The organism is Pseudomonas sp. B22129 (genome assembly GCF_044218875.1).
Lineage (GTDB): Bacteria > Pseudomonadota > Gammaproteobacteria > Pseudomonadales > Pseudomonadaceae > Aquipseudomonas.
In genome coordinates this window covers 529146-556132 of record NZ_CP162592.1, presented here as the reverse complement: position 1 = coordinate 556132, position 26987 = coordinate 529146, and the positions used below count along the sequence as shown (strand labels likewise).

The window sequence follows — 26987 nt, the reverse complement described above, 5'->3', positions numbered from 1 at the left end:
CCTACAGGTTGAACTGCAATGCATTGCTCAAGTCGCCCATCGGCTTCTGGCCGCGGGCGATCATCGCGTCATCGCGCTGCTTGAGGCCGTCCAGCGTCTCCAGTTGGAACACCCGTGTGATCAAGCGCAGGATGGATGCGGTGTCGTAAACCGTATGGTCCACTGTGCCTTTACGCGCAAAGGGCGAGACCACCAGCGCCGGAATCCGTGTGCCCGGGCCCCAGCGGTCGCCTTTGGGCGGTGCGACGTGGTCCCACCAGCCGCCGTTTTCATCGACAGTGACCACCACCACCATGTTTCTCCACTGCGGGCTTTCCTGCAGCACCTTCAAGGCGCGGGCGATATGGCGGTCGCCCGAGGCCACGTCGGCGTAACCGGCGTGCATGTTGAGGTTGCCCTGGGGCTTGTAGAAGGTGACGGCAGGCAGCTTGCCGGCCTGGGCATCGGCAAAGAATTTGTTGGTGCTCGACTCATCGCCCAAGCCGCCGTCACGCAGGCGCTTGTCACGCTCGGCGCGGTTTTGCGGCCCTTGTTGCTTGAAATAGTTGAACGGCTGATGGTGGTACTGAAAGTTCGGAATCTTCGGAATACCGCCCGAATCCTTGAACTGGTCCAGCGTCGCCTGCCACGCACCGGCGTACCAAGCCCAGTCGATGTTCTTTTTCGACAGCTTGTCGCCAATGTGTTCGTGGGTTTGCGGCACCAGCACGTTGGGCAGGTCGGGTTTGGAGTAATCCGGGTTTTCCGGGTCGCGAATCCAGGTCGGCCAGTAAGGTGGAGCGAGGGTGTTGACGCCGTAGCCGTCCGGGGTCAGGGCACTGGGGCCGAACTGCGGTGGGCCCGTCATGGCGCTGGCCGGGGATTTGTCCAGCGGCTTCAGGCGCGGGTCGGTCGGGTCATCGCTTTGCAGCGAGGCGATCTGTGCCTTGGCCACGGATTGCGCGGCGTTCGGGTAAAACGGTGCCGTGGCGCTGATCAGGTATTGGTGGTTGAGGAACGAACCGCCAAAGGCACCCTGGAAGAAGTTGTCGCAGAGCACAAACTCCTTGGCCACATCCCACAGGCGCAGGGCATAACGGCTCTGGGCGTAATAGCCCATCACCAGGCCGCCGGAATCCGCCCAAGCCACGAAGTTGTCGTTCTTGCCGCCGTTGATTTGCATCTGGTTCTGGTAGAACACGTGCCACAAATCACGGGTGACCAGGCTCAGCGGCAGGTCTTCGGCGTTCGGGCCCTTGAGGGCGAACGGCGCGTTGGGCAGGTTTTCCTGGTATTGCACTTCGCTGGGGTACGTCACCCCGTCCACGCTTTGCGGGCCGACTTGCAACACGCCGCCCCAAGCGGGGGGCAGTGTAGTCAACGGGCTACCGTCGCGGTCACGTTGCTGGACGTCAGCGGCAGAGAGTGCCGACAGCGGTTTCTCAACGCCTGGGAAGTCAGCAAACAGGTTGTTGAAGCTTCGGTTTTCGGCATAGATCACCACCACGGTTTTCACCTGGTCATGCAATGCCTTGTCGAGTTCCTGCGGCGTGAGTGGCCGCGTCACCGGTTTGCCCGGCGCTTCACTGGTGTTGCCGCAGGCACTCAGCGTCGCGCCGACCCCCAGCACTGCCGCGCCGCCCAGGAAGCGTCGGCGGCTGGTGTCTACCGGCGCCTGGGCTGCGGAATCGGCGGAAGGGCGGTCTTCGTGCTCATCACTCATGCTGTGAGTCCCTGCGGGGTGGTTGTTTCAAGATATTTCGCAGGACGGTAGCAATGGAATGTGACGGAACGAAGACAATTCTGCTGATGCTGCATCTCAATGTGGGAGCTGGGCTTGCCCGCGATGGCGGTGTATCAATCGACCCATATGCCGATTGATACATCGCCATCGCAGGCAAGCCAGCTCCCACATGGATCGCGTTACGGCATCACCGGCGGCAAATACTTCAACGTCGTCCCCAGCGCCCACAGCAGAAACAGCACCAGCGGCGTGTGCACCAACAACTGCACGAACGAAAACCCGATCAAATCCCGGGCCTTCAATCCCAACACGCCCAGCAACGGCAGCATATAGAACGGGTTGATCAGGTTCGGCAGCGCCTCGGCGGCGTTGTAGATCTGTACCGCCCAGCCCAAGTGGTATTGCAGGTCATTGGCCACTTGCATCACATAGGGCGCTTCGATGATCCACTTGCCGCCGCCCGACGGAATAAAGAAGCCGAGCACCGCCGAGTACACCCCCATCAACAGCGCGTAGGTGTCGTGGGAGGCGATGGAGGTGAAGAACAACGAGATGTGGTGCGCCAGGGTCTGACCGTCGCCGCCCTTGACCACCGTCATCAACGCCGCGATCGAGCCGTACAGCGGGAACTGGATCAGCACGCCGGTGGTGGTCGGCACCGCGCGGGCCACGGCATCCAGGAAGCTGCGCGGGCGCCAGTGCAGCAGAGCCCCGACCATGATGAACAGGAAGTTATAGGTGTTGAGCCCCGAGATGGCGCTGATCGCCGGCTTGGTCGAGAACTCATGGAACAGCCAGCCGGCGGCCAGCAGCGCGAGCAAAATGGTCAGCAACGGGCTGTGTTCCAGCCACTCGCCCGGGCGGGTCGGCGCTTGTGGCTTGGGCAGGTTGAAGGCCGGGTCGACGCCGCAGGCCTTGGCATCACGCGCGCTGTTCGGGCCCGGCGCGGTGGCGTAGGCGATGATCAGCGACACCACGATCAGCGCCAGCAACAGCACGCCGGATTGCCACAAAAAGATGGTCTCGGTGAACGGGATCATCCCGGTGATCGACAGGATCGACGGCGGCAAGCTGGCGGGGTTGGCCTGCAATTGCGCGGCCGACGACGACAGCCCCAGCGCCCACACCGCGCCAAGCCCTAGGTAAGCCGCAGCACCGGCCGCGCGGTAGTCCATGCGCAAATCCGTACGACGGGCCAGTGCACGCACGAGCAAACCGCCGAATACCAGGGACAAGCCCCAGTTGAGCAAGGACGCAACCATGGAAATCAACGCCACCCAGGCCACAGCCGAGCGGCCGTTTTTCGGGATGCGCGCCAAACGGTCAATCAGTTTCACCGCAGGCGGCGAACTGGCCACCACGTAACCACCGATGACCACAAAGGCCATCTGCATGGTGAACGGGATCAGGCTCCAGAAGCCGTCGCCGAACGCCTTGGCGGCTTCAGACGGCGCGGCGCCCATGCCCAGGGTCGCCACGGCGACGATGATCACGGCGAGGGCGGCAAACACCCAGGAGTCGGGAAACCATCGCTCGGCGAAGTTGGAACAGCGCAGGGCAAATCGGGCATAGCGGCTTTCTTCAATTGCATCGGCCACAGGTTCTACCTCTTGTATTTATTAGGGTGTTGGCAGTTTTCCGGCATATTCCGCTACGGCCATTGATATGGGAATGCAGTTATCTTCATCGATCCATGAGGAAAACAAATATATCTGCCGCGATTGCCATCATCTGGCTCAGCTCATAACCTGCACGCCATTTTGTTTGTCTGCCGAGCCATCCCATGACTGCCACCTTTTCCCCACAGGCGCAGCGTTTTTCCCGCTCCGACTACAAAACCCTGGGCCTGGCCGCCCTCGGCGGTGCGTTGGAAATCTACGACTTCATCATCTTCGTCTTCTTCGCGCTGACCTTGAGCCAACTGTTCTTCCCGCCGGAAATGCCCGAATGGCTGCGCCTGCTGCAAAGTTTCGGCATCTTCGTCACCGGCTACCTGGCGCGCCCGTTAGGCGGCATCCTGATGGCGCACTTCGCCGATCACCTGGGGCGCAAACGCGTGTTCAGCCTGAGCATTCTGATGATGGCCTTGCCCTGCCTGCTGATCGGGATCATGCCCACTTACGCGCAAATCGGTTATTTCGCCCCGCTGATCCTGCTGGCGCTGCGCGTGCTGCAAGGCGCGGCGGTGGGCGGTGAAGTGCCCAGCGCCTGGACCTTCGTCGCCGAACACGCACCGAAAAACCATCGTGGCTACGCCCTGGGTTTCCTGCAAGCCGGCCTGACCTTCGGCTACCTGCTCGGAGCACTCACCGCAACCTTGCTCGCGCAAGTCTTCACCCCGGCTGAAATCCTCGACTACGCCTGGCGTTTTCCTTTTCTGCTCGGCGGTGTATTCGGCGTGATTGGTGTGTGGCTGCGTCGCTGGCTCAGCGAAACCCCGGTGTTCCTGGAAATGCAGGCTCGCCGTCAAGCCGCTGCCGAGATGCCCTTGCGAACCGTATTACGCGACCATCGCGCCGTGCTGTTGCCGGCGATGATCCTCACCTGCGTGCTCACCTCCGCCGTCGTGGTGCTGGTGGTTATCACGCCGACCATGATGCAAAAAACCTTCGGCATGACCCCCAGCCATACCTTCGCATTGAGTGCGCTGGGCATCGTTTTCCTGAACATCGGTTGTGTACTGGCCGGCCTGCTGGTGGACCGCATCGGCGCCTGGCGCGCGGTGCTGGTCTATAGCCTGTTGCTGCCAGTGGGCATTGCGGTTCTGTATGCAAGCCTGATCGCCGGCGGCGTGTGGCTGGGCGCGGCGTATGCGGTGGCGGGCTTGAGTTGCGGGGTAGTCGGCGCGGTGCCGTCGGTGATGGTCGGGCTGTTCCCGGCGCAGGTGCGGGTGTCGGGTATTTCCTTTACCTACAACATTGCCTACGCATTGTGGGCGAGTACCACGCCGCTGTTGTTGATCGCGTTGATGCCGACCAGCCCGTGGATTTGCGTGGGTTATTGCGTGGTGATGGGCGCGGTGGGAGTGGCGAGTGTGGCGCTGTTTGGCAAGCGCCACACCTTGGCCGCCTGAGGGTTACGTCAAAAAGTGCCAGAGCAGCAACGTACCGATCAAACCGACGACTGAAACGATGGTCTGCAACACCGACCATACCCAGATCGTCTGCTTGAGTTGCAAGCCGAAGTACTCACGCACCATCCAGAACCCGGCGTCGTTGACGTGGCAGAAGAACACCGAGCCGGCGCCAATCGCCAGGGCCACCAACGAGCTTTGCGTTGCCGCCAGCCCGGCCATCATCGGCGCGAGAATGCCTGCCGTGGTGGTCGTGGCGACGGTGGCTGAGCCGGTCGCCTGGCGCAGCGCCACGGCGATCAACCAGGCCAGCAGCAGATACGGCATGTGCGCGCCTTCTGCGACCTTGCTGATGGTTTGGCTGACGCCAGCGTCCAGCAACGTTTGCTTGAGGCCGCCACCGGCGCCGATGGTCAGCAGCAGCACGGCGATCGGCGCGAGGGCTTTACGCAGGGTGTTGCCGACTTCCGCACGCGGCATGCCGGCGGCCCAGCCTAGGCAGACCACGGCGGCGATCACGGCCAGGCCGAGGGCGATCAGCGGTTCGCCGAGGAATTTCAAAGTCAGTGCCAGCGGGTTTTCCGGTGACATGGCGACCTTGGCCAGGGTGCTGCCGAGCATCAAAATCACCGGCAACAAAATGATCAGCAATGAGATGCCGAAGCTCGGCTGGCGCGGTGCCTTGGGCGGCGCGCTGAACAGCGCGCCGATGTCGGCCGGTTCATCCACGTGCAGGCGCTTGGACAGCCAGTTGCCGTAAATCGGGCCGGCCAGGATCACCGCCGGCACCGCCAGGCAGAAACCCAGCAACATGGTCAGGCCCAAATCGGCATGCAATGCGCCCACCGCAATCAGCGGCCCCGGGTGCGGTGGCATCAGGGCGTGCAGGGTGGTCATGCCCGCGAGCGCCGGGATGGCGATTTTCAGCAGTGGCTGGTTCGAACGTTTGGCCATGACGAAGATGATCGGCACCATCATCACCAGGCCCACTTCGAAGAACAGCGGCAAACCGATCACCATCGCCACCAGCGCCATCACCCACGGCAATGACTTGCCCTTGCCCAACCCGAGCAGGGTGGTGGCGATGCGGTCGGCCGCGCCGGATTCAGCCATCAGCGCGCCGAGCATCGAGCCCAGCGCAATGATGATCCCGGCCTCGCCAAGGATCGCCCCGGCGCCTTTGCTGAAGGCCTTGGCGACTTCTTCCGGTGGCAGGCCAGCGCCCACGCCGGCGATAAACGTACCGATCAGTATCGACAGGAACGGCGGCAGCTTGGTCGCGCTGATCAGCACGATGATGCTGGCGATGGCCAGCAATACGCAAAACATGAGGCGGGTGTCGTGAACCATCCACGCGGCAGTCGATAACTCCAAAACGGGACTCCTTATCGAACAGGTTGGCTAATTTGTTTCTTTTTGTTTCCTGCCTGAAAAGCATACCTGATAGAACCGTTCCAGCGCGCTCTTGTGCGATTTTGGTGCGATCAATTTAACAGCGCGCTGGCGGGCGGATGACAAATCTGCAACCCATGCACGGGAATTTGACCTATAGCTCTATGATCCACGCACCCCACACCTCGAGGATTTTTCATGAGCGCAGGACACAGCCACGCCCAAGTACGCGCCGGCCACGAACGCAAGTTATGGATGGCGTTGGGATTGACCGGCAGTTTCATGATTGCCGAAGTCATCGGCGCCTTCGTCACCGGCAGCCTGGCGCTGCTGTCGGACGCTGCGCACATGATGACCGACGCCCTGGCGCTGGCGATTTCTCTGGTGGCCATCCAGGTCGCGAAACGCCCGGCCGACCGCAAGCGCACATTCGGCTATGCACGGTTCGAGATTCTGGCGGCGGCGTTCAACGCACTGCTGCTGTTCGCCGTAGCGTTCTACATCCTGTACGAGGCCTGGCAACGGCTGCAGGCACCCGCCGAGATCCAGTCCACCGGCATGCTGGTGATTGCCGTGCTGGGGCTGATCGTCAACCTGATCTCCATGCGCCTGCTCAGTGCCGCCAGTGGCGAGAGCCTGAACGTGAAGGGCGCCTACCTGGAAGTCTGGAGCGACATGCTCGGTTCCATCGGCGTGATCATCGCGGCGGTGGTGATCATGTTCACCGGTTGGGGCTGGGTCGATTCTGTGGTGGCAGCCGCCATTGGTTTTTGGGTGCTGCCACGTACCTGGACGCTGCTCAAGGAAAGCATGAACGTGCTGCTGCAAGGCGTGCCGGACGGCGTTGATATCGATCAGGTCGAGCAGGCGATACGCGGTGTGCCTGGGGTCAAGGACGTGCACGACTTGCACATCTGGGCCCTTACCAGCGGCAAGAATGTGCTGAGTGCGCATCTGGTCGCGGACTCGTCCCAAGGCACCGAACCCCAAATCCTCACGCGGGTGACGGAATTGCTTCACGAACAATTCGATATTTCCCACGCGACACTTCAGGTCGAGGGTGAAGGCTTTCAACACGACGACCACGACGAGCTGCATGCCTGACGGATTTGTAATCTTCCCTCCACCGCCGCGATAAGTACCGAAAGCTACATTGCCCCCGCTGGGAAAACTCAGCGACTTCATGGGCGTGGAACTCTCGTTATGGCATTTTCCGTTAGAACACTGTTGGGGGCGACGGCATTGTGGGCAGTCGCAAGCGTCGCCCAGGCACAAACCCTTACCCTCGATTCAGCCCTGCAAGCCGCCTTCGCCAACAACCCGGACCTGGCGGCAGCGCAATGGGAAATCGACATCGCCAAGGGCGGGCGCCAACAGGCCGGGTTGATCCCCAACCCGGTGGCCTCCGTGGATGTCGAAGACACCCGGCGCGACACCCGCACCACCAGCATCAAACTCAGCCAGGCCCTGGAACTGGGCGGCAAGCGCGGCGCGCGGATCGAGGTGGCCGAGCGTGCGCAGGATGCTGCCGCGCTGACCCTGGAGCAGCGCCGGAATGCGCTTCGAGCCGAAGTGATCGACGGTTATTACGGTGCCCTTCGTGCCCAGCAGCGCCTGGAGCTGGCGCAACGCTCTCTCGCCTTGGCCGAGCGCGGGCTGGTGGTCGCCAAGGGGCGCGTCACCGCCGGCAAGGCTTCGCCTGTGGAAGCGACTCGCGCGCAGGTGCAAGTGTCGGAAATTCGCCTGGAGTTCAACCGCGCGCAAATTGGCCTGGCTGACGCCTACCGCAGCCTGGCTGCGAGCACTGGCAGCGCGGCGCCCGACTTTCAAGCCGTGGCGGTGCAAAGCCAATCGACGCCGCCCTTGCCAGCCACCGCGCAGTTGCTGGCACGCCTTGAGCAGACCGCAGACCTGCGTCTGGCCGAGCTGCAAATCCAGCAAAGTGAAGCCAGTGTGGGCCTGGAAAAAGCCCAGCGTATTCCCGACCTCGACGTGTCCATCGGCAGCCAGTACGACGCCAGCGTGCGCGAACGGGTGAACCTGGTGGGCGTGTCGATGCCGATCCCGCTGTTCAACCGCAACCAGGGCAACGTCCTTGCCGCCAGCCGCCGTGCCGATCAGGCCCGCGACCTGCGCAACGCCACCGAACTGCGCCTGCGTACCGAAACCCGCCAGGCCCTGGATTTGTGGCAAACCGCGAACACCGAGGTGCAAGCCTTCAACCAGCAAATCCTGCCCGCTGCGCAAAGCGCGGTGGACAGTGCCACCCGCGGCTTCGAGATGGGCAAGTTCAACTTTCTTGATGTGCTCGACGCCCAGCGCACCCTGATCGCGGCGCGTACCCAATACCTCGCCGCGACTGCACAGGCCACCGACGCCTGGGTGCGCATCGAGCGGATTTACGGCGACCTCGCCCGGTTTTGATTTTTCCAGGAGTTTTCTATGAACAACAAACATGGCGTGGCGCTGGCCGTCGCCCTGGGCCTGATGCTGTCCGGTTTTGTACAGGCCGATGAAGAGGAGGGCGTGCTTGAACTCACCGAACAGCAGATCCAGGCCGCCGGGATTCAACTGGCCAAGGCTGAACCTCGCGCGATCAGTACGCTGCTGACGTTGCCCGGTGAAGTGCGTTTCGACGAAGACCGCACCTCGCACCTCCTGCCGCGTGTGGCGGGCGTGGTGGAGTCGGTGAAGGTCAATCTCGGGCAGACGGTGAAAAAAGGTGACGTGCTGGCAGTGATCGCCAGCCAGCAGATCTCCGATCAGCGCAGCGAACTCGCTGCCAGCGTGCGTCGGGTCGAGCTGGCGCGTACGACCTTTGAGCGCGAGCGTCAGTTGTGGAAGGACGAAATCTCCGCCGAGCAGGATTACCTGCTGGCGCGCCAGACGTTGCAAGAAGCTGAAATCGCGCTGAACAACGCTCGCCAGAAGATGACCGCCTTGAGTGGCACGGCCGTGGCGGTCGGTGGCAACCGCTATGAATTGCGCGCGCCGTTCGCCGGCACCGTTGTGGAAAAACACCTCGGCGTCGGCGAAGTGGTCAGCGAAACCACTAACGCCTTTACCCTCTCGGACCTGTCCCAGGTGTGGGTCACCTTCGGCGTTTTCCCAAAAGACTTGAACACGGTTCGCGTGGGCAAACCGGTGAAAGTCAGCTCCACGGAAATGGGCACCGACGTGCAGGGCACTGTGGCCTACGTCGGCAGTTTGCTCGGCGAACAGACGCGCACCGCCACCGTACGTGTGAGCGTAGCCAACCCCGATGACGCCTGGCGCCCCGGCCTGTTTGTGACGGTGCAAGTCGCCACCGACACCTATCAGGCCAAGGTCACTGTGCCGCAAACCGCGATCCAGACCGTTGAGGAAAAACCCTCGGTGTTCGTACGCACCCCGGAGGGGTTCATGACCCGCCACCTTGAGCTGGGCGTGAGCGAAAACGGCTACGTCGAAGTGCGTCAGGGGCTCGACGCCGGCGCGCAGGTGGCCACCGTCGGCAGCTTCATTCTCAAGTCCGAACTGGGCAAAGGCTCGGCCGAACACGCCCATTGATCCTGCGAGTGATTTCCCATGTTTGAGCGCCTTATCCAATTTGCCATCGAGCAGCGCATTATCGTGTTGCTGGCGGTGCTGTTGATGGCCGGTGTCGGCATCGCCAGCTATCAGAAATTGCCCATCGACGCGGTGCCCGACATCACCAATGTGCAGGTCCAGATCAACTCGGCGGCGGCCGGGTTTTCGCCGCTGGAAACCGAGCAACGCATTACCTTCCCCATCGAAACCGCGATGGCCGGGCTGCCGGGTTTGCAGCAGACGCGCTCGTTGTCGCGCTCCGGTTTGTCCCAGGTCACGGTGATCTTCAAGGACGGCACCGACCTGTTCTTCGCCCGCCAATTGGTCAACGAGCGCCTGCAAAACGCACGTGAGCAATTACCCGTGGGCATCGAAACGGCGATGGGGCCGATTTCCACCGGGCTGGGGGAAATTTTCCTGTGGACGGTGGAAGCCAAGGACGGCGCGCTGAAGGATGACGGCACGGCCTACACACCGACGGATTTGCGCGTGATCCAGGACTGGATCATCAAGCCGCAACTGCGCAATGTGCCGGGCGTGGCCGAGATCAACACCATTGGTGGCTTCGCCAAGGAATACCAGATTGCCCCGGACCCCAAGCGCCTGGCGGCCTATAACCTGACGCTGGGGGATTTGGTCACGGCGCTGGAACGTAACAACGCCAACGTCGGCGCGGGGTATATCGAGCGCAGTGGCGAGCAGTTGTTGATCCGCGCACCAGGCCAGGTGGCATCGATTGATGACATTGCCAACATCGTGATCACCACCTCCGATGGCACACCGATTCGAGTGCGCAATGTGGCGCAGGTCGAAATCGGCCGGGAGTTGCGCACCGGCGCTGCCACCGAAAATGGCCGGGAAGTGGTGCTCGGCACCGTGTTCATGCTGATCGGCGAAAACAGCCGCACCGTGTCCCAGGCGGTGGCGAAAAAGCTTGAGGAAATCAACCGCTCGCTGCCCGAAGGGGTGGTGGCCATTACGGTTTACGACCGTACCAACCTCGTCGAAAAAGCCATCGCCACCGTCAAGAAAAACCTCTTCGAAGGCGCGCTGCTGGTGGTTGCGGTGCTGTTCCTGTTCCTCGGGAATATCCGCGCAGCACTGATCACGGCGATGGTGATTCCGCTGGCCATGTTGTTCACCTTTACCGGGATGTTCACCAACAAAGTCAGCGCCAACCTGATGAGCCTGGGGGCGCTGGACTTCGGCATCATTGTCGACGGCGCGGTGGTGATTGTCGAAAACGCCATTCGCCGGCTGGCCCATGCGCAGCATCGTCATGGGCGGCTGTTGACCCGCAGCGAGCGCCTGCATGAGGTGTTCGCCGCCGCCAAGGAAGCCCGGCGCGCGCTGATCTTCGGGCAGTTGATCATCATGGTGGTGTACCTGCCGATCTTCGCCCTCACGGGGGTCGCCGGGAAGATGTTCCACCCGATGGCGTTCACGGTGGTGATTGCCTTGTTGGGGGCGATGATTTTGTCGGTGACGTTCGTGCCTGCGGCGATTGCTTTGTTTGTCACCGGCAAGGTCAAGGAGGAAGAAAACCTGGTGATGCGCACCGCGCGGCGGGCCTATGCGCCGGTGCTGGTTTGGGTGATGGGGCGCCGTGTGCTGGTGTTTGGTTTGGCGGTGCTGACCATCGTTGCCTCGGGGGCGGTCGCCAGCCGCATGGGCAGTGAATTCATCCCTAGCCTGAGTGAGGGCGACTTTGCCCAGCAGGCATTGCGCGTGCCGGGTACGAGCCTCACGCAATCGGTACAGATGCAGCAGCAGCTGGAAAAAACCTTGATGGCCCAGGTGCCGGAAATCGAGCGGGTGTTCGCGCGCACCGGTACGGCGGAAATTGCCTCTGACCCGATGCCGCCGAATATTTCCGACAGCTATGTGATGTTGAAACCGAAGGACCAATGGCCAGATCCGAAGAAGTCCCGCGAAACGCTGATCGCCGATATCCAGCGCGCCAGTGCGATTGTGCCGGGCAGTGCGTATGAACTGTCGCAGCCGATCCAGTTGCGTTTCAACGAGCTGATTTCCGGGGTGCGCAGCGACGTGGCGGTGAAGGTGTTTGGTGATGACATGGCGGTGCTGAACAAGACTGCTGGAGAAATCGCCGAGACCTTGCAAAAGCTCAACGGTGCTTCGGAAGTGAAAGTGGAGCAAACCTCGGGGCTGCCGGTGCTGACCATCAATATCGATCGTGACAAGGCCGCGCGCTTTGGCCTGAATGTGGGGGATGTGCAGGACACCATTGCTGTCGCGGTGGGTGGGCGTCAGGCCGGAACGTTGTATGAAGGTGACCGCCGTTTTGACATGGTGGTGCGTTTGTCCGACGCGTTGCGCACGGATATCGACGGGCTCTCGCGGTTGTTGATTCCGGTGCCGGCCGCCGCCAGCAACACCTCCGGGCAGTTGGGCTTTATCGCGTTGTCACAGGTTGCCAGCCTGGATCTGGTACTTGGCCCGAACCAGATCAGCCGCGAGAACGGCAAGCGCCTGGTGATCGTCAGTGCCAACGTACGGGGCCGGGATATAGGCTCGTTTGTGGAGGAGGCTGAAGCTGCGATCACCTCTGAGGTGAAAGTGCCGGCCGGTTACTGGACCACGTGGGGCGGTCAGTTCGAACAGTTGAAGGAAGCCTCGGACCGTTTGCGCATCGTGGTGCCGGTGGCCCTGCTGCTGGTATTCGGGCTGTTGTTCATGATGTTCAACAACCTCAAGGACGGCTTGCTGGTGTTTACCGGTATTCCGTTCGCGCTGACCGGCGGAATCATGGCGCTGTGGCTGCGGGACATACCACTGTCGATCTCGGCAGGGGTAGGCTTTATTGCGCTGTCGGGTGTGGCGGTGCTGAACGGGCTGGTGATGATCGCGTTCATCCGCAACCTGCGTGAGGAAGGGCGCTCGCTGTCGGTCGCTGTTAACGAGGGGGCCCTGACCCGCTTGCGCCCGGTGTTGATGACAGCGCTGGTGGCCTCCCTCGGGTTTATCCCGATGGCCCTGGCCACCGGCACCGGGGCTGAAGTGCAGCGCCCGTTGGCGACGGTGGTGATCGGCGGGATTATTTCTTCTACGTTGCTGACCTTGCTGGTGTTGCCGGCGTTGTATCAGTGGGCACACCGCAAGGAAGAGTGATCCCGTTGGCGGCGACAATGCTGACAGCATCATGGATTGACTGTGGGAGTTGTTGAGCTTTAGCGAGGCGACGAAAGCGGTGGGCCAGGCGATATTTCTGTTGACCATGCCACCGCCTTCGCGGCCTCGCTGGGGCTCGACGGCTCCCACATTGGGGCGGGGGTATTTGTGAGTTCTTCATGGGGCAGTAGATCGTGAGCCGAACGCTATCGATGCAGCAATCCGGATCAACTGTGGGAGTTGTCGAGCTTTAGCGAGGCGACGAAAGCGGTGGGTCAGGCGATATTTCCATTGGCTGTACCGCCGCCTTCGCGGCCTCGCTGGGGCTCGACGGCTCCCACATTGGGCAGGGGTGTTTGTGAATTCTTCATGGGGCGATAGATCGGGAGCCGAGCTCTATCGATGCAGCAACCCGGATCAACTGTGGGAGTTGTCGAGCTTTAGCGAGGCTACGAAAGCGGTTTGTCAGGCGACATTTCCATCGGCCATGCCACCGCCTTTGCGGCCTCGCTGGGGCTCGACGGCTCCCACATTGATCTGTGTTGGGTTCAAGTTAGTGTTTCTTCACTCGGCGGTATTAAAGGAAACACCAGGCGGAATAAGGTGAAACCGCCGGGCAGGCTGCGCACCTCAGCCTGCCCCAGGTGCAGGGTCATGATTGAACGCACGATGGCCAGGCCCAGGCCGGTGCCACCCTCGGTGCGGGCGCGGCTGCTGTCGACACGGTAGAAGCGTTCGAACAGGTGCGGCAAATGTTGCGCTTCTATGCCGGGCCCTGGATTGCTGACGGATACGGACACATGGCTGCCATACGTCTCCACCAGCAGCGATACGTGTGAACCGGCCGGGGTATGACGGATAGCATTGGACAGCAAATTGGAGAGCGCGCGTTGAATCATCAGGCGATCGCCTTTCACTTGGGCATCACCGCTCAGGGTCAGGGTGAGTTGTTTGTCTTCGGCACTCAGGGCAAACAGTTCCATCACGCGATGGGCTTCATCCGCCAGGGAAACCGCTGTAAAAGACGCACGTGCCGCCGGGTGGCTGACCTGAGCCAGAAACAGCATGTCGGAAACGATGCGGCCCAGGCGTTCCAGCTCCTCCGTGTTGGATTCCAGCACGGCTTTGTATTCTTCCGGCGGCCGCTGGCGTGACAGTGTCACCTGGGCCTTGCCCATCAGGTTGGTCAGGGGCGCGCGCAACTCGTGAGCGAGGTCGTCGGAGAATTGCGACAACTGCTGCACCCCCGCGTCGAGGCGATCGAGCATCACGTTGAAGCCTTGGGCCAACTCGCCCAGTTCCCTGGGCAGATTGTCGACCGACAAACGATGGGTCAGGTCCTGGGTGGTCACTTTGGCCGTGACATGGCTGAACTGTTTCAATGGCGCGAGCCCGCGTTGCACCAGCCACCAGGCCCCCATGCCGATGAGGAGCAGCAACATTGGAAGGGCGATGATCGTGGCGCGCAGGTAGGCACTGAGCAGTGCCTGGTCGTCCATGCGGTCCAGCGATAGCAAAACGCGTACACGATCGCCGTTGCCCAGGCGCATCAGGCTGGAGGCGCTGAGGATCTGGTTGCCGAAGCTGTCGGTCCAGTTGAGGTAACCGAGGGTTTCCCGGGGCGTAAAGTCTGTCAGCAGCGGCTCCTGAGACTTGGCGCCAACGCTCAGCAGCACGGTGTTATCGGGGGCGGTGCCGATGATGGTCAGGAAGAAATTGTCATGGCCGATCACCAGGTCCATCAACGAGTGCGGTCGGGCGCGAATACGGTTGGCGTCCAGCCCCAATGCCAGGCTGTGCTGGATTTGCTCCATCTTGCTTTCCAGGTTTTTTCGCGCCAGTTTTTCCAGTTCGTGGGTGAGGGCAAGGTAAGCCAGGGTTGCCAGCAACAGCACCAGCCCGGCGCCCATCAGGCTGACCGTCAGGCCCAGGCGCATCGACAAACTGCTGGTCTTCATTGCCGAGCCTCCAGCACATAACCCACACCGCGAATCGTGTGGATCAGCTTGACCTCGCTCTGGTCATCCACCTTGGCACGCAGGCGGCTGATGGAGACCTCCACCACGTTGGTGTCGCAGTCGAAGTTCATGTCCCATACCAGGGAAATGATCTGCGTGCGTGTCAGCACTTCACCGGACTGACGCATCAGCACCTGCAGCAAGGCAAATTCCTTGGTCGTCAGGTCTATGCGCCGGTTGCCGCGATAGGCGCGATGACGGCGGGGGTCGAGTTCAAGGTCCGATATACGAAACACTTCCGGCTGCGGAATATGTTCGCTGCGCCGCAGCAGGGTGCGCACACGCGCCAGCAACTCGGGAAACTCGAAAGGCTTGACCAGGTAATCGTCGGCGCCCATGTCCAGGCCCTTGATCTTGTCGGCCAAGCGCCCGCGGGCGGTGAGCATCATCACCCGCTGGGTGCCATTGCGGCGCAATTGCTCAAGCACTTCCCAGCCATCCTTGCCCGGCAGGTTGACGTCGAGAATCACCAGTTCGTACGCGTGTTGCCCGGCAAGGTGCAGGCCATCGATACCATTGGAGGCGCAGTCGACCACGTAGCCACTTTCGCTCAGGCCTTGCTGCAGGTAGTCGGCGGTTTTTTGCTCGTCCTCAACCACAAGGATACGCATGGGGATTTACCTTTACAGATAGGAGAAGGGGTCCATTTCCCTATGGAATGATGTCCTTTGTGAGTAGGAAAATTCTGAACCGTGAAGTTACTTCAGGGTCAACTGCGACCATCGGTCGCTGCCCGGCGAACGCCCAAAAAAAACGCCCCAGTGGGGCGTTAAAAATTCATCTCTTTCCAAAGGAGCTACAAAAACAGCTTCAGAGATGAATGTTGCTCGGTGCAAATAAGTTGACGCGAGTATAGGAAGTTCAACTTAACGAGAAGCTGAGCCCAATGTTACAGTTTTGATAACTGGCTATTTGTGAACAGATGTTAGTTAACGGCAAACGAATGTAATCACTACAGTGCTACCAGTGGATATTCGGCAATCAAGCGAACTTCCTCCAAGTCTGATTCAAAAGCACTGGAGCGTACGGTCGCCTGGCGCAAGCGCAGAGACAAATCTTTCAGGCTGCCGCTTTGTACGACGTATTTGGCCTCGATATCCCGCTCCCAACGGCGCTGATCGGTCAGCGGGTTACCGGCGGCGTCGCGGCGCATGTAAACCGAGTTGGCGTTGCTGTAGTCGGCGCCGCTGCCTTTGCCGTACCGGGTCATGAACGACAGGCCGGGAATGCCGAAGGTCTGCATGTCCAGGTCGTAGCGCACCATCCACGAGCGCTCCTTGGGCGAGTTGAAGTCGCTGTACTGGATCGAGTTGTTGAGGAAAATCGAATCCGATTGGCGCAGGTAGTCGAAGTCGTCATCGCCGTTGTTACGCTGGTGCGACAGGGCCACGCTGTGAGCGCCGACCTTTACCCCGACCCGCGCACTCCAGATATTGTTGTCGAATTCGCCCAGCAGCTTTTTGCCTTCGTCCACGGCTTTGTAATAGTTGAAATCGCCAAACAGCGAGACGTCATCGTTCAGCGGGTAGCTGGCGGCGCTGGCGAAGTAGTACTGGTCCCAGGCGTCTTTCAAGCGGCTGCTGTAGAGGCTGACGCTGAAGTGTTTGTTGAGCTGGTAGTCGCCGCCGAAATAGCCGATCCAGGGCGAATCGACCTTGCCTGCATAGAAGGTGGCAAAGCCTTTGTTCATACCGCTTTCAGTAGGCTGGCTCATCCCGCTCAGGCGTCCGCCTTGCAGGCTCAGGCCCTCAAGGCTGGTGTTTTGTACGGTCACGCCGCGAAAGGTTTCGGGCAGCAGGCGTGAATCACCTGCGGCCACCACGGGCGTGGCGGGGAATACATCGCCCGCTTTGATCACGGTGTCGAACACGCGCAGTTTTGCCGCACCGCCGAATTTGCTGTAGCCACTTTCAGGGTGGTTGTCGCTGTCCACCGGGAGCACGCCAAATGAGCCTTTGCCGCCACTGCGGCCGGTGCCCGAGTCGAGTTTCAGGCCGTACATGGCAAAGGCGTCCAGGCCAAACCCCACTGTGCCGCTGGTAAAGCCGGATTCGAACTTGCCGATCAAGCCCTGCGCCCAGGCTTCGGAATAACCATTGCCGGTAGGGCTGGACTGGCCCTTGCGATCATCTCGGTTGAAGTAAAAATTGCGCGCCAGCACGTTAACGCTGCTGCCTTCGACAAAACCTTCAGGCTTTTCGTCGGCGGCAATGGCTGCCATGGGCAGTGCGGCGATCAGGGTAAAGGGAAGGGTGTAGTGACGGACATTCATGTTTCGCTCCTTGGTCGTGGCAGTTTTCAGCTTCTTATGGAGGTGGGCGTTTTTATTGATCTGGCCCGGGCTGATAGTTGCAAACGGCGAATAACAATGAAGTGGCTCAAACATTACAATTCTGGAAGCTCACGGGCATCTAACAGATAAGTAATGTTTTAGTGAACATTGCGTCAGGGTTCGTTCGTTAGTCTCGGCACTGAACTTTTCAACCGAGGAACTTGATATGAACTTTTACAAAATGGCTGTGGGCGTATTCATTGCGGTGCTGTCTTTCGGTGCTTTGGCCGAAGGCGGTGGGGATCGCACCTTTGCCCAGATGATGGAGCGCAATGAGAAAGCCATGGCGGCGTATGCCGAGAAGAAGGGCAAACCCGCCCCCGAAGTACAGGCGTACCGCTATGGCATGAAGCTGGACATTGCCAAGGTGGTCAACGTCACGCCGCCGATCCGTTCGTGCGAGGCCGTGCCGTCGCGTATGACCTATGAGGACTCCACGGGCAAGCTCAATACCCTTCAGTACCAAGTGATGGGCGTGTGCCGTAACAACGGTGGTTAATGGATCCAAAAAAAGAGTTGGCCGCAGCCCTAAAGTGCTCTTCAGAAAACGCCGGCAGCGCCGATGCAGGTCAGATCCTTCTCCCTTTATGACCATCGGTGCCCCATGTTCAACACCCGTTTGAAGCAGGAGCTGTCGGCTCTTCGCGAAGAGTTGTCCAGCTTGCAGCAGGTCAAGGAGAGCCTGGAAAGCGAAATGCTGTGCCTGACGCTGGACGCCGATGGCCGGGTGGAGTGGGCCAATGCCAACTTCTTGCAGGAATTGGTTTACCAGGCCACACACATTGTGGGGCGCCCTATTGAGGAGCTGGTGCCGTCTCATCTGCGTCAGGATGAGTTCCAGCAACGCTTCAAGAACGCTTTGGTGCGCGGTGAGCATTTCGCCGGTACCGTGCGCTTGATGCGCGGCAATGGCAACGAAGCGTGGTTGCGTTCAATCGTGCAGCCGGTGCGTAGCTCGGATGGGCGCATCAAGCGTTTTTCGATTTATGCAAGCGACCTCACCCGCACCATCGAAGCATCGCGCGAACATGAAAACCTGATCACCGCGCTGGTGCGTTCCACGGCGGTCATCGAATTCGACCTCGGCGGGCATGTGCTCACCGCGAATGATCGTTTCCTTGGCGGCATGGGCTACAGCCTGGCGCAGATCCAGGGCAAACATCACCGCATGTTCTGCGATCCGCAAGAGTACAACAGCGCCGAATACCAACAGTTCTGGAAGCGCTTGAACGCTGGTGAATTTGTTGCGGCACGCTTCAAACGGGTCGACAGCCATGGTCGCGTGGTGTGGCTGGAGGCGACCTACAACCCGGTGATGGATGCAGCAGACCGATTGTACAAAGTGGTCAAGTTCGCCACGGTGATCACTGATCAGGTCAACCAGGAACAAGCCGTGGCCGAAGCCGCCAACATTGCTTACAGCACTTCGCTGCAAACCGACAGCAGCGCCCAGCGTGGCACTACCGTGGTGACCCAGGCGGTCGATGTGATGCGTGATCTGGCCAAGCATATGCAGCAGGCTGGCGAAGGTATCGAGGCGTTGAACGAACAGTCGCAAGTGATCGGCACCATCGTCAAGACCATCAGCGGCATCGCCGAGCAGACCAACCTGCTGGCGCTCAATGCGGCCATCGAAGCGGCGCGTGCCGGTGAGCAAGGGCGCGGTTTTGCAGTGGTCGCCGATGAGGTTCGCCAATTGGCCTCGCGCACCAGCAAGGCCACCGAGGAAATCGTCGGCGTGGTGCGCCAGAACCAGGACATGGCCCGCGATGCGGTGACGCTGATGACCGATGGCCGCCTGCAAGCCGAGCAGGGCCTGGCGTTGGCGGCCGAGGCGGGCGCAGTGATTGTGGAGATCCAGGACGGTGCGCAAAAAGTGGTCAGCGCAGTCGGCCAATTCGCCAATCAGCTGTCGAGCTGAGTGCAGGGCTCAGGTATCGTAGGCACTTTCCTGCTTGAAGAGCCGACCCTCCATGAGCCCTGACCACCGTCGCCCCGTTCCGCTGTCCAAGGCCTACCGTTTGCTCAATCACGGGCCGACCGTATTGGTGAGCGCGGCGCACAATGGCCAGCGCAATATCATGGCTGCCGCCTGGGCCATGCCGCTGGATTTCGAACCGCCCAAAGTCGCGGTGGTGCTGGACAAGGCCACCTGGACCCGCCAACTGCTGGAAGGCGCCGGCACCTTTGTGCTCCAGGTGCCATGCGTGGCCCAGGTGGACTTGGTGCAAACGGTTGGCAACACCACCGGTTCCGAGACCGATAAATTCGCCGCCTATGGCTTGCAAACCTTCATCGGCGAGCACACCGAAGCACCGTTGTTGGAAGGGTGTGTGGCGTGGCTTGAATGCCGCCTGCTGCCCGAGCCTCACAACCAGCAGACCTATGATTTGTTCCTCGGTGAGGTGGTTGCGGCCTATGCCGACGAGCGTGTGTTCAGCGAAGGGCACTGGCACTTCGAAGGCCAGGATGAACTGCGCACCTTGCACCATATCGCGGGCGGGAATTTCCTGACCATCGGCGAGCCGGTCGTCGGGCGTCAGCTGTAAGCCTTACCCGTGCTGGAAGCGACCTGACATTTTCACCCAGCGCGACGGCGGCATGCCGTAGGTGCTGCGAAACTGTCGGGTCATATGGCTTTGGTCGGTGAAGCCTGCGGTCATCGCCGCGTCTACCAGCGATTGGCCCTGCGCCAGCAGGCTGCGCACCAGGTCCAGGCGCCGCATGGTCAGGTAGCGGTAAGGGCTGGTGCCGAACAACAAACGAAAATCCCGCGACAACGCCCAGCGATCACGGCCGCAGTGGTCGGAGATTTCATCCAGGGTAATGCTGCGGCCCAAGGCGCTGTGGATAAATTCCCGTGCGCGCTCGGCGGCCACATAATCGAAGGATTTGCGGCTGATGATCTCTCCTGACGTGGTGCTCAGTGCCTGCGCCAGGTCGAACATGGCGTCCTGTTCCTGCAAAGGGTCGATCGGGCAATCCAGGCTTTGCAGCAACACTTCGCTGGCGCGGAACAAACGTGGGTCGGTGGACAAGCCCTTGGGGATAAACGGCAACGGCTTGCCGCCCAGAATCTGCTGAATCAACGCCGGCTCCACATAAATCATCCGGTACTTGAAACCTTCCACGCTGCTGGCGCGACCGTCATGGGTTTCGTCGGGATGGATCACCATGGTCGTGCCGGGCAGGCTGTGGGTCATACAACCGCGATAATGAAAGCTCTGCACGCCGAACAACGTGCGCCCGATGGCGTAGGTGTCATGGCGGTGCGGGTCGAATGCGAAACCGGCGAAGTACGCCTCGATACGGTCCAGGCCGCTGGCGTGCGGGGCGCGGTGCAGCCAGTCGAGGGTGGAAGTCGGATTGCCCATGGTGGCTTGTCACATGTAGAGATGGAAACACGTTAACCCAGTCTGCGCGGGTTGTCTGGTGGGGTCTTGTACGATTGTGCAGCGGTTTGTGCGTGGGCGGACGCTTTGGGTTACATGAAAACATTATTTATCGATAAAAAATTATTGTTTTACGATAATTAATTCGATACTTTGCCTCCACATTCAACCAATGAGGCCGTCCATGAACACACAACGTCTTGCCCTGCTCAGCCAACGCATGTCGGTGGTCACGCTGTTGCTGATCATCAGCATGCTGGCCCTTAACGCTGCCGGCTGGCTGTTTCCGGTTTTCGGTTCTTCGCCCGAGGGGCTTGGGTTCAACTTCGCGTTGAGTGACCGTCTGATCCAGGGCCGCGCCGAGCAGGTTGCGTTGTTTCCTCTGTGGCAGATCCTGGGTGCCATCGTACTGTCGAGCGTGCCGTTGCTGGCGCTGGCGTCCGGTTTGAATCATCTGCGCAAGCTGTTCCAGAACTATGCGCGGGGCGAATACTTCTCCAGCAAGGCTGCCTCGCATCTGGGCAAGGTGGGCAAAGCAGTGGCAATCTGGGTCCTTCTGGATTTTTTATGTGAGCCATTGCTCAGTGTCTGGGTGACAATGAATGAACCGGTCGGCCACCGCCTGATCACCCTGAGTGTGACCACGCCCAGCTTCGTGGCGTTGTTCCTGGCGGCCTGTATCGCGGTGATCGCGCGTATCCTGTGGCAGGCCAGTGAAGTGGACTCTGAAAACCGCACCTTTGTTTGAGACTGAAATGCCCATTGTGATTGAGTTGGACGTTATGCTTGCCCGACGCAAGGTCAAATCCAAGGACCTGGCGGCGGCCATCGGGATTACCGAACAGAACCTGTCCTTGCTCAAGCAAGGCAAGGTCAAGGGAATACGGCTCGGAACACTGGATGCCATCTGTGCGTACCTGGAGTGCCAACCCGGCGACTTGCTGGTGCACACGCCGGGGTCGGGCACCGAGCAATAACGACTAATCAGCTGTGTGAGAGGAAACCCTGCATGTCACTCCCAAACTGGGCATACGCGGCGCCATTGGTGTCCTTGGGGTTGCTGTGGATCGTTGCGGTGGTAACGCCCGGCCCCAACTTTTTCAATATCGCCCAGTTGGCCGCGAACGGCTCGCGCCGTCATGGCGTGGCGGCTTCGGCTGGTGTAGCGACGGGTACGGTTCTTTGGGGGCTGGCGGGTGGTTTGGGCATCAAGTCATTGTTCACGGCCGCGCCCATGCTCTACCTGGCGTTCAAAATCATCGGCGGTTGCTACCTGATTTACCTGGGGCTCAAACTGTTCAAGCGTTCGGCGCCCGCCGCCGGGCAAAGCCTATTGCCGGAGGAACCCCGGCGTTCGCTGTTTTCGGCCTGGCGCCTGGGGTTGCTCGGCAACGTGTCCAACCCCAAGTCGGCCCTGTTTGTGGCGACCATTTTTGCGTCCACCATGCCGCCGTCGCCGTCACCAATGCTGCTGACCCTGGCGGTGATTGTGATGTCCACCTTGTCGTTCAGTTGGTACAGCGCCGTGGCCCTGGTGTTTTCCAGCCAGCGCATGGCCAGCGCCTACAGCCGTTCACGCAAGTGGCTCGACCGCTTTGCCGGCGGTTGCTACGTGCTGTTCGGTGCACATCTGGTGGCGAACCGCTGACTGCCCGTGTTAAGAAGCCTTACTTTCAACAGTGAGGCCGGGTCATGAGCAAGGTGCGGGTAGGTATTATTTTTGGTGGGCGTTCGGCTGAGCACGAAGTCTCGCTGCAGTCGGCGCGCAATATCGTCGATGCGCTGGACCGTTCGCGCTTTGAGCCTGTGTTGATCGGCATTGATAAAGCCGGCCACTGGCACCTCAACGATACGTCGAACTTTCTGATCAACCAGGAAAACCCGGCCCTCATCGCCCTCAACAAATCCAACCGCGAGCTGGCGGTAGTGCCCGGCAAGGCCAGCCAGCAAGTGGTTGAAACCTCCGGGCAGGGCTTGCTGCAGCATATCGATGTGATCTTTCCTATTGTGCACGGTACCCTCGGCGAAGACGGCTGCCTGCAAGGTTTGCTGCGTATGGCTGACTTGCCGTTTGTCGGCTCCGACGTACTGGGCTCGGCAGTGTGCATGGACAAGGACATCAGCAAACGCCTGTTGCGCGATGCCGGTATTGCCGTCACACCCTTCATCACTCTGACCCGTGGCAATGCCGCGCGCACATCCTTCGAAACGGCGGCAAGCAAGCTTGGCCTGCCCATGTTCGTCAAACCGGCTAACCAGGGTTCCTCGGTGGGTGTGAGCAAAGTCGCCGATGAAGCCGGCTATCACGCGGCCGTTGAACTGGCCCTGGGTTTTGACGAAAAAGTGTTGGTGGAGTCCGCCGTTAAAGGCCGTGAAATCGAATGCGCCGTACTGGGCAACGAAAACCCCATTGCCAGCGGTTGCGGCGAGATTGTGGTGAGCAACGGGTTCTATTCCTACGACAGCAAATACATTGACGACCAGGCTGCCCAGGTCGTGGTGCCGGCGGATATCAGTGAAGAGGCCAGCGAGCGCATTCGCCGTCTGGCGGTCGAGGCGTTTGAAGTGCTGGGCTGCGCCGGGCTGGCGCGGGTGGATGTGTTCCTCACCGAGGACGGTGAAGTCCTGATCAACGAAATCAACTCACTGCCCGGCTTCACCCGCATCAGCATGTACCCCAAGCTGTGGCAGGCGGCGGGGATGAGCTACAGCGAACTCGTCAGCCGTTTGATTGAACTGGCGCAGGAGCGGCACGCGGGGCGCAAGGGATTGAAGGTCAGCCGCTGAAATGACCCGATGAGGAAGTGAGCTCCGTGGCGAGGGAGCTGGGCTGCGCAGCAGCCCAAATCCGGTCACAGGCGTTTTCAGGCCTTGCGAGCAACCCACGAATAAATCAACGTCTTCGGTTCCTCAGGGTGGTGCGTCCTTCTGCGGTAGCTGGCAAAGCTGGGTGACGAGCAATAAGTGCACACCTTGCTGACCTCAATCTGCGCCCGCTTGACCCCTGCTGCCAGCAACAGCATCACCCCGTACCCACTCAAATCAAACCACGCACTGCCAACTTGCCTGGCATGAGGCGGAGCAATTTGCGGCGCCAGTAATGGCGCCGGTTGTGTGTGTTGCCACAGGTGTTTTTGATCCATTGGGAACTGCGCAACAAACGCCTCGCTCACCTCATAACAGCACGGTTTGATCGACGGCCCGATGGCCACCTGCAATTGGTCAACGGTAATCCCTTCGTCGACGAATCGCTGAATCGCGTTGGCCACAATCCCGCCTTGCAGCCCCTTCCAGCCGCCATGCACGGCCGCGACTTTTTCAGCGTTTTTTGCAGCGATCAGAATCGGCAGGCAATCGGCGGTAATCACCGCAATCGGCTGATGCTCATGGGTAAACACGCCATCGGCTTCGAGGGTATTGGCCACTTGGCCCGGCTGCCATTCGATGACTGACGCGCTGTGCACCTGCTTGCAGAAAAACACATCGTCCGGGCGCATCGGGTCGTTGATCGTACAAAAGCCGTGGTCGATGCCAGGGATGGCGCCGAGGTTATCTGCCTGTTGCAAGCTGCTCTCTCCGTTGATTAAAGACTCAATCGCCCACCGCTGCGCCTTCACGCCGAGGATCGGCGCCGCCACTGAGCGACGTTTTGCCCTGGGCGTCCCGTGTGCGCACGATGGCCTGGATGCCGCTGGTCATATCGATTTCACTCAGGGCGTGGCCCTTGGCCCTCAGTGCTTGCTTCAGCGCCGGGCTGAACAAGCCCGCTTCCAATTCGGTGGCGCCATTGCGGCTGCCGAAGTTGGGCAGGCTGATGGCGGCCTGCGGGTCGAGTTTCCAGTCGAGCATCGCCACCAGGGATTTGCTCACGTATTCGATGATTTGCGAGCCGCCTGGCGAGCCCACAGTCGCCAGCAGCTCGCCGCTTTTACGGTCGAACACCAAGGTTGGCGCCATGGCTGAACGCGGGCGTTTGCCGGGCTCTACACGGTTGGCCACCGGTTGGCCGTTTTCTTCGGGTATGAACGAAAAGTCGGTCATCTGGTTGTTCAGCAAAAAGCCCTGAACCATCAGGTGAGAGCCAAACGCCGCTTCGACCGTGGTGGTCATCGACACGGCGCCGCCCAGATCATCTACGGCCACCACTTGTGAGGTGGAGATGCGCAGTGGAGAACGGTCAGGCGCGTAGGCGACCTGGATGCCTGCCGGTTGGCCCGGTTTGGCGACGCCCATGCTGCGCTCGCCGATCAGCGCGGCGCGTTTGGCCAGGTAGTCTGCGGCGACAAGACCCGCGATGGGCACCGGTACGAAATCTGCGTCAGCCACGTACAAACCGCGGTCGGCGAACGCCAGGCGGCCGGCTTCGGCGAGCAGGTGCACGGCCTCGGGCGCAGGTTCCAGGCCGGCGGGTGACGGGCTTTTCACGGGTGTCATTGGCGCAATGGCCAGTTTCGGGTCTCGGGCTTCCAGGGCTTGCAGCGTGCCCAGGATTTGCGCCACAGCAATGCCTCCCGACGACGGCGGTGGCATGCCACACACGCGGTATTGCTTGTAGTCAGTGCACAGCGGCGCGCGCTCTTTGGCGGTGTAGCCCTTGAGGTCCGCTTGTGACAGGCTGCCCGCGTTGCGATGGCCCTGGACTTTGCGCGCGATCTCATCCGCAATCCGCCCGTGGTACAACGCGTCAGGGCCTTCCTTGGCGATGCGTTTGAATACGTCTGCCAGCGCCGGGTTTTTCAGCAGCGTGCCAGTGGCTTTTGGCGTGCCGTCGGCATTCAGGAAATAAGCGGCCATGTCGGGCGACTGGGGAATGTAGCGGTCAGCGGCGATCAATGCGTGCAAGCGCGGCGAGATGGCGAAGCCTTGCTCGGCCAGACGAATCGCCGGTTCGAACAGCTTGTCCCATTGCAGGTGCCCGGTTTTCTGGTGCGCCATTTCCAGCGCCCGCAAAACCCCCGGGGTGCCGACGGAGCGCCCGCCAATCTGTGCCTCGGGAAACGCCATTGGCGTGCCGTCGGCTTTCAGAAACAGCCGCTCGGTTGCTCCGGCCGGCGCGGTTTCACGGCCGTCGTAGGCGTGTACGTTTTTCCCGTCCCACACCATGATGAACGCGCCGCCGCCGATGCCGGAGGATTGCGGTTCCACCAGTGTCAGCACAGCCTGCATCGCAATGGCCGCGTCAATGGCCGAGCCGCCCTGGCGCAACATCTCGCGCCCGGCCTCGGCCGCCAGCGGGTTGGCAGCGGCGGCCATGTGGTGTTCGGCGTGCTGGGTGGTGAGGTCGGTGCGAAAACCTGAACCCAGCTCCGGTGCCGGAGGCTGTTCGTTGATGGGGTTGTGACAGCCAGCCAGGGCGAGGGCTGCGGCAATCATCGACAGTTGACGGCGGGAAATCGAAAACACGCGCTGAACTCCGTTCATTGTGAGAATGATCTGTTGTCCTTTGGGCCGTACTTTTTACAGGTAAATCGTGCCTTGCAGATAGAGTACCGCTGCACCCGAGATGATCACGCGGTCGCCCTTGAGCTCACAGCGCAACTGCCCACGGCGCTTGCCGCCCTGTTCGGCAGTGAGGTGCAACTTGCCCAAACGCTCGGCCCAGAAGGGCGTCAGCGAGGTGTGTGCGGAGCCGGTGACCGGGTCTTCGTTGACGCCCACATTTGGCCCGAACCACCGCGTTACAAAGTCAAAGCGAGTGCTTTTAGCCGTCACTGCGATTCCGCGTTTGGGCAGGCCCTTGAGGCGAGCGAAGTCCGGCGTCAGGGCGGCGACCTGGGCTTCGTCGTCTACCAGCACGATGTAGTCGTCGGTGGCATACACTTGGGCCTTTTCGATGCCCAATGCGCTGAGCATTCCGGCTGGCGGTTCGCAACGTTCGGGCCTCTTGGCCGGGAAATCCATCGCCAGTTCGTCACCGTTGCGCGTCACCCGAAGTTCGCCGCTGCGGGTGGCAAAGCGCAACACTTGCGGTGCGCCCGGCAGTTTGTGAATCAACACCCAGGCTGCGGCCAGCGTGGCGTGGCCGCACAAGTCAACTTCGACTTCGGGGGTAAACCAGCGCAACTCGTAAATGTCGCCACGGGGTACGAAGTAAGCGGTTTCCGAGAGGTTGTTTTCTGCGGCGATGTTTTGCAATTGCTCATCGGTCAGCCATTCGGTGAGCGGGCATACTGCAGCGGGGTTGCCGCCGAAGGCGTGGCTACTGAAAGCGTCGACTTGGTAGATATCCAGTTTCACCGTGAGGCACTCCGTGTGGGGGAGGCTGGACACTAACAGCGGGTTCAGCTGAGCGTCAAAGTACAGATGGCGGCTTTTTTTGAGCGCATGGGGCGGCCCACACACCGTTGATGTTGAG

At 60.8% G+C, this 26987-nt stretch carries 22 protein-coding genes and 1 pseudogene; 13 read left to right on the top strand and 10 right to left on the bottom strand.

The genetic code is table 11. The features are described from left to right. Position 1: 1 nt before the first annotated feature. Complete coding sequence (acpA, locus tag AB4P94_RS02605; RefSeq protein WP_395609277.1) at positions 2-1702, bottom strand: acid phosphatase; 1701 nt, start codon at positions 1700-1702, stop codon at positions 2-4. A gap of 200 nt (positions 1703-1902) precedes the next feature. After that, entirely contained in the window at positions 1903-3321 is a 1419-nt protein-coding gene (locus tag AB4P94_RS02600) for a short-chain fatty acid transporter (RefSeq protein ID WP_395609276.1), read from the bottom strand. 185 nt (positions 3322-3506) lie between these two features. Here AB4P94_RS02600 and AB4P94_RS02595 point away from each other — a divergent pair, with 185 nt between their 5' ends. Next, complete coding sequence (locus tag AB4P94_RS02595; protein WP_395609275.1) at positions 3507-4796, top strand: MFS transporter; 1290 nt, start codon at positions 3507-3509, stop codon at positions 4794-4796. A gap of 3 nt (positions 4797-4799) precedes the next feature. Here the strand turns inward: AB4P94_RS02595 and AB4P94_RS02590 are convergent, their stop codons facing one another. After that, positions 4800-6170: a gluconate:H+ symporter gene (locus tag AB4P94_RS02590; RefSeq protein ID WP_395609274.1), complete on the bottom strand. Its 1371-nt coding sequence runs from the start codon at positions 6168-6170 to the stop codon at positions 4800-4802. Between the two features lie 216 nt (positions 6171-6386). On the opposite strand from AB4P94_RS02590, the gene AB4P94_RS02585 reads away from it, so the two are divergent. From AB4P94_RS02585 to AB4P94_RS02570, 4 genes are all read left to right on the top strand, one after another. Next, positions 6387-7292 carry a cation diffusion facilitator family transporter gene (locus tag AB4P94_RS02585; protein WP_395609273.1) on the top strand — a complete coding sequence of 302 codons (906 nt, stop codon included), beginning with the start codon at positions 6387-6389 and terminating at the stop codon, positions 7290-7292. 99 nt (positions 7293-7391) lie between these two features. Continuing rightward, the gene (locus tag AB4P94_RS02580; protein ID WP_395609272.1) at positions 7392-8612 is read left to right on the top strand and encodes a TolC family protein; all 1221 of its coding nucleotides are present in this window, start codon (positions 7392-7394) and stop codon (positions 8610-8612) included. 18 nt (positions 8613-8630) lie between these two features. Further along, positions 8631-9737, top strand: a complete 1107-nt coding sequence (locus tag AB4P94_RS02575; RefSeq protein WP_395609271.1) for an efflux RND transporter periplasmic adaptor subunit — start codon at positions 8631-8633, stop codon at positions 9735-9737. Positions 9738-9755: 18 nt separating this feature from the next. Then, entirely contained in the window at positions 9756-12890 is a 3135-nt protein-coding gene (locus AB4P94_RS02570; RefSeq protein ID WP_395609270.1) for a CusA/CzcA family heavy metal efflux RND transporter, read from the top strand. 548 nt (positions 12891-13438) lie between these two features. On the opposite strand, the gene AB4P94_RS02565 is transcribed toward AB4P94_RS02570, so the two are convergent. From AB4P94_RS02565 to AB4P94_RS02555, 3 genes are all read right to left on the bottom strand, one after another. Further along, positions 13439-14848 (bottom strand): heavy metal sensor histidine kinase, encoded by a 1410-nt coding sequence (locus tag AB4P94_RS02565; RefSeq protein ID WP_395609269.1) that lies wholly within the window; start codon positions 14846-14848, stop codon positions 13439-13441. Then, complete coding sequence (locus AB4P94_RS02560; protein WP_395609268.1) at positions 14845-15519, bottom strand: response regulator transcription factor PcoR; 675 nt, start codon at positions 15517-15519, stop codon at positions 14845-14847. The genes AB4P94_RS02565 and AB4P94_RS02560 overlap by 4 nt, the downstream gene beginning before the upstream one ends. Before the next feature lie 341 nt (positions 15520-15860). After that, a complete protein-coding gene (locus tag AB4P94_RS02555) occupies positions 15861-17180 on the bottom strand; it encodes an OprD family porin (RefSeq protein ID WP_395609267.1) in 1320 nt (439 codons plus the stop codon). 226 nt (positions 17181-17406) lie between these two features. On the opposite strand from AB4P94_RS02555, the gene AB4P94_RS02550 reads away from it, so the two are divergent. The 4 genes and pseudogenes from AB4P94_RS02550 (at position 17407) to AB4P94_RS02535 (ending at position 19789) form a co-directional block, all read left to right on the top strand. After that, the gene (locus AB4P94_RS02550) at positions 17407-17739 is read left to right on the top strand and encodes a DUF2790 domain-containing protein (protein WP_395609266.1); all 333 of its coding nucleotides are present in this window, start codon (positions 17407-17409) and stop codon (positions 17737-17739) included. Positions 17740-17802: 63 nt separating this feature from the next. Further along, positions 17803-18573 (top strand): annotated as a pseudogene (locus tag AB4P94_RS02545) (PAS domain-containing protein); the annotation flags it as partial. Further along, positions 18556-19161 carry a methyl-accepting chemotaxis protein gene (locus tag AB4P94_RS02540; protein WP_395611284.1) on the top strand — a complete coding sequence of 202 codons (606 nt, stop codon included), beginning with the start codon at positions 18556-18558 and terminating at the stop codon, positions 19159-19161. The pseudogene AB4P94_RS02545 and the gene AB4P94_RS02540, both read left to right, overlap by 18 nt. Before the next feature lie 52 nt (positions 19162-19213). Beyond that, complete coding sequence (locus AB4P94_RS02535; RefSeq protein ID WP_395609265.1) at positions 19214-19789, top strand: flavin reductase family protein; 576 nt, start codon at positions 19214-19216, stop codon at positions 19787-19789. 3 nt (positions 19790-19792) lie between these two features. On the opposite strand, the gene AB4P94_RS02530 is transcribed toward AB4P94_RS02535, so the two are convergent. Then, entirely contained in the window at positions 19793-20614 is an 822-nt protein-coding gene (locus AB4P94_RS02530) for an AraC family transcriptional regulator (RefSeq protein WP_395609264.1), read from the bottom strand. Positions 20615-20816: 202 nt separating this feature from the next. Between AB4P94_RS02530 and AB4P94_RS02525 the strand changes: the two genes are divergently transcribed. Genes AB4P94_RS02525 through ddlA form a run of 4 tightly spaced genes read left to right on the top strand, consistent with a single transcriptional unit; the run spans position 20817 to position 23419 of the window. Beyond that, on the top strand, positions 20817-21380 hold the full coding sequence (locus AB4P94_RS02525) for a DUF2975 domain-containing protein (RefSeq protein WP_395609263.1): 564 nt from the start codon (positions 20817-20819) through the stop codon (positions 21378-21380). 7 nt (positions 21381-21387) lie between these two features. Further along, entirely contained in the window at positions 21388-21609 is a 222-nt protein-coding gene (locus tag AB4P94_RS02520) for a helix-turn-helix domain-containing protein (RefSeq protein WP_395609262.1), read from the top strand. Positions 21610-21641: 32 nt separating this feature from the next. Further along, on the top strand, positions 21642-22280 hold the full coding sequence (locus tag AB4P94_RS02515; RefSeq protein WP_395609261.1) for a LysE family translocator: 639 nt from the start codon (positions 21642-21644) through the stop codon (positions 22278-22280). 44 nt (positions 22281-22324) lie between these two features. Next, a complete protein-coding gene (ddlA, locus tag AB4P94_RS02510) occupies positions 22325-23419 on the top strand; it encodes a D-alanine--D-alanine ligase (RefSeq protein ID WP_395609260.1) in 1095 nt (364 codons plus the stop codon). A 77-nt stretch (positions 23420-23496) separates the two neighbouring features. Here ddlA and pgeF read toward each other — a convergent pair whose 3' ends face one another. Genes pgeF through AB4P94_RS02495 form a run of 3 tightly spaced genes read right to left on the bottom strand, consistent with a single transcriptional unit; the run spans position 23497 to position 26869 of the window. Then, entirely contained in the window at positions 23497-24198 is a 702-nt protein-coding gene (gene pgeF, locus AB4P94_RS02505; protein ID WP_395609259.1) for a peptidoglycan editing factor PgeF, read from the bottom strand. A 25-nt stretch (positions 24199-24223) separates the two neighbouring features. Beyond that, entirely contained in the window at positions 24224-26053 is a 1830-nt protein-coding gene (gene ggt / locus AB4P94_RS02500; RefSeq protein ID WP_395609258.1) for a gamma-glutamyltransferase, read from the bottom strand. Positions 26054-26089: 36 nt separating this feature from the next. Continuing rightward, positions 26090-26869: a PhzF family phenazine biosynthesis protein gene (locus AB4P94_RS02495; protein WP_395609257.1), complete on the bottom strand. Its 780-nt coding sequence runs from the start codon at positions 26867-26869 to the stop codon at positions 26090-26092. Positions 26870-26987 lie beyond the last annotated feature (118 nt).